This is a genomic window from Absicoccus sp. (assembly GCF_034090965.1).
GTDB lineage: Bacteria > Bacillota_I > Bacilli_A > Erysipelotrichales > Erysipelotrichaceae > Absicoccus > Absicoccus intestinalis.
Window position 1 is genome coordinate 119,721 of sequence record NZ_JAXDRQ010000009.1, and the last position, 15,354, is coordinate 135,074.

Genomic DNA, 15,354 nt, shown 5'->3' on the forward strand with positions numbered 1-15,354 from the left:
AATGGACTATACTTTTTATCGATGGAGGTGCCCTATGAATGAATCACTCATTAAAGAATTATTAGATAAAAATATTCGTGTCGTTGCTGTCACAAAGAAGCATACAAAAGCCGAAGTGGATCAATTGCATGCGCTTGGTCTTTCTACTTTTGGTGAAAATCGTGTTCAAGAATTTTTGACAAAATACGATCCAAACTATCATTGGCATATCATTGGTCATCTGCAAACGAATAAAGTGAAATATGTCGTTGGTAAAGTGGATATGATCGAGAGTGTGGATTCGTTAAAATTAGCCAAAGAAATCAATAAACAAGCTACAAAATTAGGAATCGTACAAGATGTTTTGGTGGAATTAAAAGTCACCAAAACGGATGAAAATAAAACTGGATATCCCATTGAGGGAGCAATGGATTTCTTAAAAGAATTGGAATCTTTTGATCATATTTGTATAAAAGGGTTAATGTGTATTGCCACTCATACCGATGATGAAGCGCTCAATGCCAAAGAATTTGATGAGATGAAAGCCCTATATGATCAAGCAAAAGCGAAGTATCCACAAATGGATACATTATCAATGGGAATGTCACATGATTGGCGATTGGCCCTTGCCCATGGATCCAACCAAGTACGAATTGGAACTGCCCTGTTTCAATCTTAATACTTTTTTTGATATGATTAGCCTATGTCGAATGCTCCAAATAAAAAAGTAAAAAGAGTTACGCATAAACCAACAACTCGTCAACAACAAATTCGGTATGCGAAACGAAAGAAATCGTTACGCCGACGTCGTATTCGCAATCGATTGATCGTGCTGGGTGGATCGGTACTCATTCTTTGGGCAATTGTTTCCTTGGTTGTCCATTTGCTGACGCCTGCCCCAACAACCACCAAAAAAACAACGACCACAACGGATACCAGCAACTATCCAGCCGTAACCGTTTGTGTCGATCCAGGTCATGGTGGCTATGATGGTGGAAATATCATGGCCGATGGAACGAGTGAAAAAGATGTTACGTTGAAGTATGCGAAAACGTTTGGAAAATATTTAAAACAAATGAATCCAAACATCAAAATTGTATATACAAGAACAAGTGATACGATTTCTTGGCCAGAAGATGAAGTAGAAGATCTAAAAGACCGGGTAAAAATTGCCGATAAAGCAAATGCCGATTACTTTATTTCTTTTCATGTAGATTCCAATATAGATGATAGTTCTTTAAATTCCTATAGTTTTTATGTTCGTGGAAACGATGCGGTAAGTACGGCCATTGCTAAAAAAATTCATACGAACTTGAAAAAAGCTGGTTGGAATTATGATTATTCGATACAAGATGTATCTACCTATCCATTATATGTGATCACAGAACAGAAAAATCGACCGTCCATGCTTTATGAAGTGGGCTATGGATCGAATCTTGATCAGGCGAAGGCTTTGCAGAAAACAAAAAATATCAATAAGATCGCCAAAGCCGCTGCTAAGGCGTATCATGACTATATTTTAAAACATGATTCAAAATAAAAAATCCCTAAAGAAAAGAGCTTTAGGGATTTTTTTAAGCATCACTTTTGGTTTTACGTTTTGGTAAAGAAATACGTACTTCTTCAATTCGATTTTTTTCTAATTTGATTACTTGAATACGCATTCCATCATCCAGGGTTATATAATCATTTACTTTAGGTAATCGTCCCAACGTATCAATGACCAATCCACCAATCGAATCATAGTTTTCACTATCCAATTCAATATGAAGAGCATCATTCAAATCATGTAAGCTCATATAGCCTTTCACATCATACACACGTGCACCGACTTGACGAATATTGGCTTGTTCATGCATATCATATTCATCTTGTACTTCACCAACAATTTCTTCAATGATATCTTCCAATGTGATGATTCCAGCCAATTCACCATATTCGTCTAAAACAATGGCTAGATTAATAGTGGATTGTCGCATTTCCAACAATAGGTCTGAAACCAATTTATTTTCATAGGTAAAAAAAGCTTTTCGTAATATCTTTTCAATATGAAAGTTTTCGGGATCTTCGATCATCAATAGATCTTTCATATTGATCAAACCAACGACATTATCGATGGAATCTTCATAAATAGGAATTCGCGTAAACATTTCTTCACGAAATAAGGATACTAAATCTTTATAGGAACTGTGTATATCAGCCATGACAACATGAACACGTGGAACCATTACATCTTTTGTTTTTACATCACTAAAATCAAAAACATTGTTGATTAGTTCTTTTTCATCGGTCTCGATAACGCCTTCTTCATGACTTACATCAACAATGGTTCGTAATTCTTTTTCGGTCATCATTGGTGCATTTTTATCGGTATCCACATGCATAATTTTTAATAAAAGACCACAAATACCATTGATAAAAAGAATGACAGGTGTCAATACTACCATTAAGATGCGAATCGTATCCGCATACATCAAAGCGAGTTTATCGGCGCGTTGCGTAGCTAATGTTTTGGGGGTAATCTCACCAAAAATCAAGATCAATAAAGTAATCAAAAAAGTGGCAACGCCAACGGCTGCTCCACCAAAGGCATACGCAATCGTTGTCGCAATACTAGCGGCAAATGTATTGATCAAGTTATTCCCAATCAATATGGCACTTAACATTTTGGTTTGATTTTCCAAAATGCGTAATACCATTTTGGCATTGTGATTTCCTTGATCAGCAAGGGTACGCATATGAATTTGATTGCACGAAACAAAAGATGTTTCTGCGGATGAAAAAAAGGCTGACAACAATAATAATACGATCAATATAAGAACTTGGCTCGTTAGTTCTGTATCCATTGGTTTCCTCCTAGTTTACATTGGGTAGATATAAATGCAAGGCTTGTTTGACAATTTCAATGGTTGGATTTCTTAATTCGCGAACTTCTCCATCTAAGTTCCCATAAATCGTTTGATTTTCTGTATCCATACCAATGGTCTTGGCTTGATACAAGGATACATATTCAGGATATTCGATATGTTTTCCTTGTTCGTATGTTTTTGCCATATCTACGATCATTTTTTTGGGAATTGGTTTGATCAAACATACATCAATTTGTCCATCATTCATCAATGCATGAGGACAAGGTTGATATCCACCACCATAGAAACGTCCATTGCAGAATACCACAAACATATAATCATTTACAGGTAGTTTTTGATCATCGATTTGAATGCGATATTTTTGGATGGAGTCATGAAGCAATGTACCTAACATTCCTATATAATAAGGGACAATTCCTTTCAATGGTAATTTGGATTTGATTTGATTGGCATATTTGGCAACTTGAACATCAAAACCAAAAGAAATGGTATTAATCGCATATTCACCATCTACTTTTAATAAATCAATATCCATTTGTACGGGATCTTTATAGTTTTCTAAGTGCAAAAAATCGTCGATTGATAGTGCATCAAAACTTTTTATAAAATCGTTTCCCGTTCCAATCGGAATGATGGAAATATATATATTGGGTGAATTGGCAATGCCATTGATCACTTCATGTACAGTGCCATCACCGCCACAAACATATATATGAATCGGTTCTTTTTGTGCTTCAAAAGCATATTTTTGCGCAATAAATGTAGCTGAACCAGGCCGGATGGTTTTTTCAATGATGATTTGTTGACCGACCAAATGCGTTTTGATTTCTTTCATCAAACGATATTGTTTTTTTCGATCAGTACGAGGATTAATGATAAATACAGTTTTCATAAATACTACTTTCCTTCCTGTAACCATGCTTCCACATTGGGAATGATTTCTGGATCATTGGGTGTATACCAATGGACATCCATTTGATGTTTGAACCAGGTATATTGTCGCTTCGCATAACGACGAGAGTCGGTTTTAATTTTTTCTTTCACTTGATCGATGGTCATTTCTTTTTGAAAATATCCTCGAAATTCTTTATAGCCAATTCCTTGAAAACTGGTATATTCCCATGTATCTGGATTTGAAAATAACGTCGTCACTTCTTGAACAAGACCTTGTTCAAACATTTGATCCACTCTTTGATCAATGCGTTGATGAAGTTGTTCTCGATCCATATCCAATCCTAAAAAGTAGACATCATAGAAAGGAACATGTTCTTGTTTGGCTTCACGATTGGATTTGGTTTCGCCACTATGGCAAATTTGTAAAGATCGAATCAATCGTTTTCGATTATGAGGATGAATCTTTTCTAATGATCTTGGATCGATTTTTTGTAGTTGTTGGACTAATTCCTCATTGGATAAGGAATGCAAGTATTTCGTATATGCCGGATCTTCTTGTTCTTCTTCAAAAACATAATCGTATAAGGCAGCTTTTAAATAAAGCCCTGTTCCACCACAAATGATGGGTAGATTCTTTGTTTTGGTGATTTGGGAAATGGCATCTCGACATTTTTCTTGAAAAATCTTTACATTATAGGGTTGATCATATGGTTGTGTATCGACTAAATAATGTGGAATGCCTTGTTGCTCTTCTTTGGTTACTTTCGCTGTTCCAATATCCATTTTCTGATAGACTTGCATACTATCCGCTGAAATAATTTGTCCATTCCATCGTTTGGCACATTGAATTGATAATTTTGTCTTGCCAATACCAGTAGGTCCTACGATTGCTAAAACTTTATCCACGTTCAAACTCCTTACGTAAGTCATCATCACTCATGGTGATGACAGTTGGTCGTCCATGCGGACAATGATAGGGTTGTTTACATTTTTTTAGATCATCGATCACTTGTTGCATTTCTGCTTTCGATAAAGGTCGATTAAAACGAATGGAGCTATGACAAGCGATCGTTGCTAAAACTTTATGTCGTAAGGCCAACATATCCACGTCTTGATTTTTGACAAAATAATCCAAGAGATCATTTAAAAATGCTTCTTGATCCACATCGTGAAACCACAATGGAAATTCACGAATAATGACTTGATCATCGCCAAAGACATCAAAGTGCAAGCCAAAAAAATCTGTTTTTTCGTTGATGTTGTCAACTTGTGCGATCACATCCGAAGTAACATTGACTCGAAGAGGGAGCATCAAAGGTTGTTTTTGGGTACATCTCTCTTTTAGAGTTTCTTTGATTTGTTCATAATGATACCTCTCTTGCGCAGCATGTTGATCAATAATGACCAATCCTTCTGGATTGGAACAAAGAATATAGGAATCATGCAATTGCGCCAATACTTGAAGATGATTAAAAAAACCATAGCCATGATCATGACTGGTTGATTCTTCTTCAACGGGAATGTTTTCTTCTACTTTTTGTGGAACATAATCCGTAAAACTATTTAAGATCGTATCTTCTTTGATTCGATTTTCATGAATGGGTTCCTGTTTCGCTTCTTGGATCGGATATGGAAATTGAATGCTGGGTTGTTCATAAACCGGTGTTTTTTTGATTTTTTTTACTTCAACCGTTTGTAAAGATTCCCGCAATGTTTTGGTCAATGTATCTTTGATACAAGTCAATAACTCGCCTTGTTTGGATAAACGAACCTCCCACTTATTGGGGTGAACATTGACATCGACCAATTGCGTATCCGATTCGATTTGTAAGACAACGATTGGATATCGATTCTTAGGTAGAAAATCTTCATAGGCATCCAATATCGCTTTTTGGATCGCATTGGAACGAATCAATCGCGTATTTAAAGAAAGAAACATAAAATATTTTGTTGCCCGCGTGATCTTGGGTTGTACGGCATATCCATGAATATGAAAATCATCGGAATGCGCATCAAATGGTATCGCATTTTTTGCCACTTCTCGACCATACATCTGGTAAAGGATTTGTTTTAAATTTCCATCCCCCGTTGTCTGAAACACAATATGATCATCATGCGATAGCGTAAATCGAATATCCGGATGACTTAATGCCAATCGATTGATCAAATTGGCAATAATCGAAAATTCATAATTCACACTTTTCAAGTGTTTAAATCGTGCTGGTGTTTTAATGAACAAACCAGAAACATCGATTTTACACCCTTTGGGACAATCCACTTTTTCATCTTCGAGTTTTTTGCCATAATCATAGATGATATGTGTTCCTTCTTGTCCGTTGCTTGTTTGCATGTCCATATGAGCAACCGAGGCTATGCTGGGAATGGCTTCGCCACGAAAGCCCATCGTACCAATATTAAATAAATCATCTTCATTTTGGATCTTTGAAGTGGCATGTCGATAAAAGGCTAAATTCGCATCTTGATGATCCATACCATCGCCATCATCCGTAATGATGATGCGTTCAATTCCGCCTTGATAGACTTGCACATCAATTACATGAGCGTGGGCATCCATGGAGTTTTCTACGCATTCTTTCACGATATTGGCAGGTCGATCAACGACTTCGCCAGCTGCGATCATATTTGTTAAATGTTCACTTAAAACATGTATTTTAGACACAGGATCCTCCTTTACTCAATGGTTTTGGCAATTTTCTTTAATTCATACAAACAATCTAAAGCTTCTCTTGGACTCATAGAATCGATATCTAGATCTTGTAGATGGGAAACCAATTCATTTTTTTCTGGTTGTACCTCATCCATCACAAATAAATTGGGTTGATATCCACCGGTTTCATTTTTGCCTTCGTATTCGCTTAATAATTGATTGGCTCGATCCAATACGATTTTTGGAAGATGTGCTAAACGAGCAACATTGATTCCATAACTTTTATCTGCTTTACCAGCCACCACACGATAACGAAATTCGATATTTTGTTTATTTTCTTTCACATCCACATGTACATTTTTGATAGAGGCATGATCCTGATCCAATTCCGTCAACTCATGATAATGGGTTGAAAATAAAGTTTTGGCTTGAATGGCTGAATCTATATATTCAAGCATGGCTTGAGCCAGGGCCATACCATCATAAGTAGCTGTTCCTCGACCAATTTCATCAAATAATATCAAGGAATGTTTTGTTGCATACTGCAAGGCCACATTGGCTTCCATCATTTCGGTCATAAATGTGGATTTTCCACTTAGGATATCATCACTGGCACCAATCCGCGTAAAGATACGATCAAAAATCGGCAGTTCGGCTTCTTTGGCAGGAATAAAGCTACCCATTTGGGCCATGATCACTAATAAGGCATTTTGTCGCATATACGTTGATTTACCACCCATATTTGGACCAGTAATGATTTCAATATTGGTTTTTTCATCCATATCCCAACTGTTTGAAACATATTTCTGTTTTTTCATATGATTTTCCAATATAGGATGTTTTCCTTCCACGATATGAACCGATGGTTCTGGATGGAATGTTGGACATATATATCCTTTTGAACTGGCTAAACTAGACAATGCTACTAAGACATCAATGGTCGCTAATGCTTTGGCACAGGCATGTAGATCAAATAAATAGCCTTTGATATACTGCAAGAGTTCTTTAAATAAATCTTGTTCAAGTTTTACTTTATTTTCTTGGGCATGTAGAATTTGTTCTTCTTTTTCTTTTAATTCTTGCGTAATAAATCGTGTCGCATTGGTTAGAGTTTGTTTGGGATGATAGCCATATTCATCTTTAATGGCATCTAAATTCCCATTTCTTACTTCAATGTAGTAACCAAAGACTCGATTATAACCCACTTTTAAAGATTTGATACCAGTTCGTTCTCGTTCTTTTGCTTCAATATCTAAAATATAATCTTTTCCTTTTTGCGCAATTTCTCTAACTTTATCCAACTCTGCATTATAACCATCCGTAAAGATACCGCCATCTTTCATGGATATCGGTGGATTTTCAACAATGGCTCCATCTAATTTTTTAAACAAAGATTGACAAGTGGGCACCGTTTGAAATTCAGGATACGATGGAATGGTTTGTGCCATTTCCAATATCGGTTGTGCATGTTCTAAGGATACAGTCAGTTGTTGTACGTCTCTTGCCGAAGCATTTCCATAAGCCATTCGACTGGCCAGACGTTCCATATCATAGATATATACAAGTTGTTCTTTTAGATCATCACGCAACATCATATGACTATTCAAAGTTTTGATAGCTTGTTGACGCTTAGCAATCTGATTGGCTTCAATCAATGGCATTTCGATCCAATTCCGTAATAAACGGGAGCCCATGGCACTTTGACAACGATCCATAAAAGACCATAAACTCAATCCTTTGGACCCATGCACCAGATCCAAATGATTTTTGGTTTGATAGTCCATGACCAATACTTTTTGGGCATCCATCGATTCCATTGGCATAAAGTGTTCAATATGCTGCTTTTGAGTTTCTTTTAAATACGCCATGAGTTGGGCTAAATTATCTTGTAGTGTAGTAGAAGCGTCATTAGGCAATAAGCGTTGATCTTGTTGTTGTATGGTTGCTTTTTTTTGTCGAGAAACGATAAAGGTTTCCATCTCTTCCAAGGCATTGATCCATCGTTTATCCATCCGCATTTCAACCACCACTTCACTGACATTTTGTTCCATGAGTGCTTGTTCTAAAGCAACTAAAGAGCGGCTCAAGGTTTGGTATTTTAATTCTCCGGTGGATAATTCACAATAGATAATGGAAACATTCCAACTGGAAAGCACAACAGAGGCCAGATAATTGCTTGCTTTGGCATCCAATGCCTCATCCATATACGTTCCTGGAGTAATGGTACGAATGATTCCTCTTTTTACGATTCCTTTGGCTTGTGCAGGATCTTCAAGTTGTTCACAAATGGAAACTTTATATCCCTTCTTGATCAAGCGTTGAATATAGGAATTGGCCGCATGATGAGGAATACCACACATCGGAACTTTTTCCTCTTTCCCGGCATTCTTTCCCGTTAATACTAAATCTAATTCTCGACTGGCAATCTTTGCATCTTCAAAGAACATTTCATAGAAATCACCAATACGATAAAACAAGATCGTATCTGGATTTGCTTCTTTGACTTCTAGATATTGCTCCATCATTGGGGTATATTTATTTTCTTTCATATCTCACATTATAACAAAATTTTTATGATATACTTATACAATGATTGAGGAGATACGTAAATGAAACAAACTTTTGTTTTTCGAAATAAGACTTATCAAATCGATTTTGGCTTCATTGCGATTCTTTGTATTTTATGGGCCACAAGTTGTTTTGCGTTATACAATGCCTTCAATTTGATTAGCGAAGGCAGTGGCATGGGTTATTTGATTCGACAGATTTTTTGGTATGTGATTGGTTTTGCTACCATATTTATTTTAACTTCCTTCCAAAATAATGTGATCTTTAAATATCTTCATAAAGCCTATCGCTATTTAATGTATATGTTGATTTATCTATTCCTATCTCGCATTACGGCAACCGTATTGGGATTTACGTTACCATTGACACCTGCTGTCAATGGTGCCATTTCTTGGTTTCAAATTCCTTTGATTGGTTCTTTTCAACCCAGTGAATTTATGAAGATCGTATTGATCGTCATGGTTTGTGAAACGATTGATAAACATCAAAAGAAGTATCCACATCCCACAATCAGAGAAGATTGGTATCTATTACGCGATATCTTAAAAATTATCGTACCACCACTGATCTTGATCTTTGTGCAACCAGATACCGGTGTATTCATCATTATTGCTTTTACGATCTTTATCATCATTGCTTGTTCAGGCATTCGTAGAGGTTATGTGATTGGAATCATTGGCTTGATCGTTGCTGTTGTAGTATTGTTCTTCTTTTTATATTTTTATCATCAAGATGTACTCAATGCCATCTTTGATTCCTATCGTCTACAACGAATTGAATCTTGGTTAAATCCTGAAAGTTATATTCAAGGAAGTTCAAACCAGTTGTATACGGCTTTACTGTCATTGGGAAGTGCTGGTTTGACAGGTTATGGTCTTCAAGCCAATATCATTTCCATTCCAGAAGCACATACTGATTTTATTTTTGCAGCCATTGGCCAATGCTTTGGTTTATTGGGTACGACCTTTATTTTGATCATCTGTGCAACGCTGGATCTATATTTATGTAAGATTGCGTATAATACCAATAATCGGCGCGATCGTCTCATTGTGGTTGGAGTTATTGCAATGTTGGTTTATCAACAATTCCAAAACATCGGTATGATCGTTGGTCTTTTACCCATTACAGGTATTACCTTGCCTTTGATTTCTTATGGCGGAAGTAGTATCTTATCCTATTTTATTTCCTTTGCAATCATCATGAATATTTCACCGGCAACAAAAAAGACGATTCATTTATGGAATCGTCATAAAAAAGTTGTCTAGTATAAATTCTTTAACCGACGAAGATACGAATAAGTGCGATATCTAGCGAATCGTACTTTTTTTTCAGAGGTACGCACATAAATTTCATTGACATCATGTATGTCATGAGTCAAATGATCGTAGTATCCTTTCGCATAAGTCAAATCCCCTTTGATCAATATTTCTCGATCTTGTCGCATGATATAAGGATTTCGTAATGAATGATGATTGTGATGCGAAATAGGCATGATCTCACATAGTTGCATAACTTGAATATCAGAGTCAACAACAGCACCATTTAAAGCTCGATTCACTGCTGTTGAACCAAATTGGGTACTAATACATAATCCCGAACCGGTTGTATTTTCAAAGAATTCCTGATCTATGTATACATCTAAGCTTAATGTCTTACCAATTGTTTCAATACGTACTTCATTAAAGGCATAAAATTTTTCTTGTTTCTTTGGTAGAACAATCTCCAACATTGGAAACGCTTCAATCGAAGGTCTTCGTTTGCATAAATCATTCAAGAATAAGTTAATTTCATTTTGTGTATAATCGGTAAAAAAACCCAATGTACCTGTATGTATGCCTACAAACGATACCTGATCCAATTGATCGATATAAGCATGTATGCTCCGTAACATGGTGCCATCTCCACCAACACTGATGATCAAATCCGGTGCTTCCATGGAAAATTCCCATCCACTTTCTTTACATGCTTCTTTTATTCGTTTTGATACTGCTTTAGAATTGTCATCTCCTCGATCTATGATTCCAAATCGCATCCAATCACTCCTTATTTGTATTATAATAGTATCATATGCAAGTGAGGTATAATTATGCAAGAACCGATTGAAAGAGAATTGAAAATTTTAGTTTCAAAAGACATATATAAAAATATGATTCATTCATATGAATTTACAAAACCATGGAAACAAACAAATACATATTACGATACAACGGATCATTTCATAAAGAATCAAAAAGGAGCCCTACGTATTCGTACGATTGACAAGAAACATATTTTCACCTTAAAAATACGAAAAGATGCCATTACTCATATCGAGTTGGAAAAAGAAATATCTGTGTCGAATCTGAAAGATATACAAGATCCTGAAATACTGAATTGGCTAGAAGAATATCATATTGATCTTCACCAGCTCAATGCAATCACCACATTTTCAACCATTCGTCAAACATACGATTTTGAATATGGGCAATTATGTGCCGATCAAACCCTCTATCCGAATCATACCGATTATGAATTGGAATATGAATATTTTGATCAACACGATGGCATCACATTCTTTAATCACATTTTAGAGCCATTCCATATTCAGTATATAAAAAATTGCCCCAGCAAAATTGCCCGGGCATTCTAAATCTTATGAAATAAACGATAAAATAAACTTTTTGAATTATATTCTTCTTGTTTTTTTTGGGCTTCTTCCAATTGTTGTTTCACCACATCAAGATTCGAAGTAGCCTCTTTTAATTTCTGATTTTCAGATTCTAATTCCTGTTTATGCATTAATAAAGATTGATTATTTTTTTCTAACTCTTCTTTATTTTCAATCAATTCCTGATTATCTTTTTCTAATTCTGTTTTTGTTTCAACCAAAGAATCATGTTTCGCATGAATGGACTCCATTTCATCCTTTAATTTCTGAATTTCATCATCCTTTTCCTGTGATTCTTCCGTTAATTGCTTAATTTTTTCATCTTTTGTCTTATTCTCTAATAAAAATGTCTGACGAGTTCGTTCCAATTCAGCTGCTAATCGCTGTTTATATAACTCTTCTATTTGTTGTTCTGACTTTTCTTTTTCTTCAATGATGGCTTTTAATTTTTCATTTTCATATCGTAATTCCACTTCGACTGTAGATATTTCATTCTTCTTCTTACGAAAATAATGAGACAATTTCTCTACACCTTCTGCTTTAATTGTGATCCGCCGTGTTTGTGGATTTTTATATTTATAACCAGCATTTGGATAATCTTTTACCAGTTTTGCCACAGCTTTATCTACAGTATTCCGTGATTTTGAAAAATGTTGGCAGATTTCAGCAATCTCCATATCATAATAGACATCAACGGGACTATCCTTTGATTCTGTCATAAATCATACCTCCCCACACGATACATGAACCCCAATTTTTTTATCATATGTCGTTCCATATGACTGTTCAGATATGTAAATATTATACTTTATCAAAATCATATGACTTCATCTGAATTTCGTTCATGGTTTATTTTACATAAAATTGATTATTTTTCAAGATATTCCTTTCATATTCTTTTTATGTGAATTTCCTATTACTAATTTTCAATCATTTCTAATTCATACTATTTTCATATTTTATATGATTTTACTTTTTCTCTATTCATATGAACGGAAATAATACCATTTTCATTCCTATTTATATCATATGATTGGTCATATTTAATGATTTTTCTATAACTTATTAAATATATGATTATCCTATCTATTATTCATATTTTATACCCTTTAATCTGAAAATCATATTCTTTAAAGATTATATTCTCTTTTCATTATAACTATATATTTTTTTCATATCTTTTTCCTATGAGTGGTCCTATTTTCGATTCTCAAAGGCTTTTAGTAATGTTAGGCTATCGGCATAGTCCAAATGAGATCCCATCGGAATACCATATGCCAATCGCGTTACTTTCACATGGTTTTTGAACATTTTTTCAAGATATAACGCTGTTGTTTCACCATCTACCGTAGGATCTGTCGCTAATATGATTTCTTCAATATTTTCCGATTCAATCCGATTTTTTAAACTCTCTATATTTAATTGATCCGGTAATATTCCTTTTTGTATATTAATCGTTCCGTTTAATACATGATAAACCCCATCATATTCTTGCATGGATTCAAAAGATTGTATGTCTTTAGGACTTTGAACCACACAAATCATATGATGGTTCCTATTTTCATCAGAACAGATATCACATAATTCTCCATCAGATAAATTGCCACAAATCTTACACCGATGGATGCCTTCTTTCATATGACTAATCGCATGAATGAACGTTTCTCTTTCTTCTTCATTCCAATCTAATACCGTATATGCATATCGTTGAGCTGTTTTTTCGCCAACTCCCGGTAATTTTTGAAAAGCATGAATGAGATCTTCAAATCGTTTGGGATACATTCTATTCCTCCTTTAATCTTCTTTAACCACTAAATCTGGGAAAACAGATTTCAATTCACTTTCTATAGAATTTTCATCTTCTTGTTTTTCTTGCTTTGATTTGATTTCTATTTGCATAGGATTTGGTAAGGTATTATTTTTCCTTCTCTCCATATATAATTGCTTTAAACCATTTTCTTGATCATGATCCATCGCAAATATTTTTTTAGGAACACCTAGGATTTTTTCAATTTCATTTTCAAATCCATGTTCTTTTTCATATATATTGATTTCATTGGCTTCTAAGGTCGATGGCACGCTTAATAGTAAATAGGTATCACCACTTGCAAATATTTTACTATTTTCAAGTAATGTGATCGTTCTCATCATATTCACATCAGATATGATTTCTTTTCTTTTTTCATATTTTTGTGTATCTTCTATCTTATTTTTCTTATTTGCACCTACCAATAATTGGAGAAGGTATTCGTTTTCTAATATGATTTTACTATTTTTTCTATCTGACTCTTTTAATGTTTCACGTGAAACATCATATAAGGAACCTTTACGATCATCAACCGTTTTATCGCTATTTACGACAATATCATCCAATTTATCTGCTCTTTCAGATGGTAAATCATGTGAATTCGACGATATTTTCGTATTCTTTATCTGATTTTGATTATCTGATTTTCCTTTATTCTGCGCAGAAAGATCTTCATATGATTGCGTAATAACCTTTAAAAGACCGGCTTCTATATAATCGAGTATATTGGATGCATAGGTAAATTTATTAAAAGTATCCATCAATGTATCCAATAAAGTCGTTCGAAACAATAGGGACGTATTATCAAAATATTTCATGATCACTTCTTTTCTATGTGCATTGACTAACGTTGTATTTGGCGCATATTCCACAATGATACTATCCTTGATCAAGGAGATAAAATCTGTCGTAAATCGTTTTAGATCCATTCCTTGATTGGATATTTCCTGTAGCTGTTTCATCACCATTTCTACTTCTTTATTCAATAAAGATATATAGATTTTGCCAATATCTTCGATGGTGACCACACCATAGATTTGGCGTACATCTTCAGCCTTTATAGTCGATGAACAAAAGGCCACGCATTGATCCAATATAGATAAAGCATCACGCATACCTCCATCAGCCAAAGTAGCAATGATATCAATGGCTTCTGGTTCAATGTCGATATTCTCTGAAGCACATACAACATCCAATCGTACATGAATATCGTGTTTCGATACTTTTGTGAAATCAAATCGTTGACAACGGGAAATGATCGTAGGAAGCACTTTATTTGGTTCTGTTGTAGCAAATATGAAAATCACATGTTTTGGTGGTTCTTCAATGGTTTTTAATAAAGCATTAAAAGCGCCTTTTGTCATCATATGAACTTCATCTATGATATAAACTTTATATTTACCTTCCATAGGTGCATACTTGACTCGATCAATTAAATTACGAACTTCATCTACGCCATTATTGGAAGCAGCATCAATTTCAATAATATCTGGATGACTTCCTGCTAATGCCATTTTACAGTTTTCACATTCTCCACATGGACGATCCGTATCATTCGTACAATTCAACATTCGGGCGAAGATCTTCGCAATGGATGTTTTTCCCGTACCACGTGGTCCACAAAACAAATACGCATGTGCAATACGATCTTGGATGATGGCATTTTTTAATGTTTGAATAATGGCTTGTTGGCCTACAACATCATCAAATGTTTGTGGTCGATATTTTCGATATAAAGCTTGATATGACATAATACATCAACTCCCTGTTTTTTTATTATAGATAAATTATCATAATAAGTGCAACAGCCTATAAGAATTAAAAAAGTCCATGGGTTCAATGATAAAATGTGAGTGAGAAAACAAACATTTATCAAGGAGAATCCCATGAACTACAACCATCTTAACATAAATGAGAGAAC

13 protein-coding genes are annotated in these 15,354 nt (G+C 34.8%); 4 read left to right on the forward strand and 9 right to left on the reverse strand.

Annotation, left to right across the window (positions count from 1 at the left end; translation table 11 throughout):
- Positions 1-34 precede the first annotated feature (34 nt).
- Complete coding sequence (locus SOS22_RS01780; RefSeq protein ID WP_320596148.1) at positions 35-658, forward strand: YggS family pyridoxal phosphate-dependent enzyme; 624 nt, start codon at positions 35-37, stop codon at positions 656-658.
- Between the two features lie 24 nt (positions 659-682).
- Complete coding sequence (locus tag SOS22_RS01785) at positions 683-1,519, forward strand: N-acetylmuramoyl-L-alanine amidase (protein ID WP_320326585.1); 837 nt, start codon at positions 683-685, stop codon at positions 1,517-1,519.
- A 34-nt stretch (positions 1,520-1,553) separates the two neighbouring features.
- Here the strand turns inward: SOS22_RS01785 and SOS22_RS01790 are convergent, their stop codons facing one another.
- From SOS22_RS01790 to mutS, 5 genes are read right to left on the reverse strand one after another with little or no spacing between them, the layout of a single operon-like run.
- Entirely contained in the window at positions 1,554-2,825 is a 1,272-nt protein-coding gene (locus SOS22_RS01790) for a hemolysin family protein (RefSeq protein ID WP_320596149.1), read from the reverse strand.
- A 10-nt stretch (positions 2,826-2,835) separates the two neighbouring features.
- Positions 2,836-3,741 (reverse strand): diacylglycerol/lipid kinase family protein, encoded by a 906-nt coding sequence (locus SOS22_RS01795; protein ID WP_320596150.1) that lies wholly within the window; start codon positions 3,739-3,741, stop codon positions 2,836-2,838.
- Between the two features lie 5 nt (positions 3,742-3,746).
- Positions 3,747-4,649, reverse strand: coding sequence for a tRNA (adenosine(37)-N6)-dimethylallyltransferase MiaA (gene miaA / locus SOS22_RS01800; RefSeq protein ID WP_320596151.1), 903 nt, complete (start codon positions 4,647-4,649; stop codon positions 3,747-3,749).
- The gene (mutL, locus tag SOS22_RS01805) at positions 4,642-6,423 is read right to left on the reverse strand and encodes a DNA mismatch repair endonuclease MutL (RefSeq protein ID WP_320596152.1); all 1,782 of its coding nucleotides are present in this window, start codon (positions 6,421-6,423) and stop codon (positions 4,642-4,644) included. Before mutL ends, miaA begins: the two co-directional genes overlap by 8 nt.
- Before the next feature lie 11 nt (positions 6,424-6,434).
- Positions 6,435-8,960: a DNA mismatch repair protein MutS gene (mutS, locus tag SOS22_RS01810; RefSeq protein WP_320596153.1), complete on the reverse strand. Its 2,526-nt coding sequence runs from the start codon at positions 8,958-8,960 to the stop codon at positions 6,435-6,437.
- A 60-nt stretch (positions 8,961-9,020) separates the two neighbouring features.
- On the opposite strand from mutS, the gene SOS22_RS01815 reads away from it, so the two are divergent.
- On the forward strand, positions 9,021-10,244 hold the full coding sequence (locus SOS22_RS01815) for an FtsW/RodA/SpoVE family cell cycle protein (RefSeq protein WP_320596154.1): 1,224 nt from the start codon (positions 9,021-9,023) through the stop codon (positions 10,242-10,244).
- Here SOS22_RS01815 and SOS22_RS01820 read toward each other — a convergent pair.
- Entirely contained in the window at positions 10,241-11,011 is a 771-nt protein-coding gene (locus tag SOS22_RS01820) for an NAD kinase (RefSeq protein ID WP_320326268.1), read from the reverse strand. The genes SOS22_RS01815 and SOS22_RS01820 overlap by 4 nt on opposite strands.
- 54 nt (positions 11,012-11,065) lie before the next feature.
- On the opposite strand from SOS22_RS01820, the gene SOS22_RS01825 reads away from it, so the two are divergent.
- Entirely contained in the window at positions 11,066-11,608 is a 543-nt protein-coding gene (locus SOS22_RS01825; protein WP_320596155.1) for a CYTH domain-containing protein, read from the forward strand.
- Here SOS22_RS01825 and SOS22_RS01830 read toward each other — a convergent pair.
- The 3 genes from SOS22_RS01830 to dnaX all read right to left on the reverse strand — a co-directional run bounded on the left by SOS22_RS01830 (position 11,605) and on the right by dnaX (position 15,184).
- A complete protein-coding gene (locus SOS22_RS01830) occupies positions 11,605-12,345 on the reverse strand; it encodes a hypothetical protein (protein ID WP_320596156.1) in 741 nt (246 codons plus the stop codon). The two genes, SOS22_RS01825 and SOS22_RS01830, sit on opposite strands and share 4 nt — an antisense overlap.
- Positions 12,346-12,823: 478 nt before the next feature.
- The gene (gene recR, locus SOS22_RS01835) at positions 12,824-13,408 is read right to left on the reverse strand and encodes a recombination mediator RecR (protein WP_320326271.1); all 585 of its coding nucleotides are present in this window, start codon (positions 13,406-13,408) and stop codon (positions 12,824-12,826) included.
- A gap of 12 nt (positions 13,409-13,420) precedes the next feature.
- Positions 13,421-15,184, reverse strand: a complete 1,764-nt coding sequence (gene dnaX / locus SOS22_RS01840) for a DNA polymerase III subunit gamma/tau (protein WP_320326272.1) — start codon at positions 15,182-15,184, stop codon at positions 13,421-13,423.
- Positions 15,185-15,354: the final 170 nt, after the last annotated feature.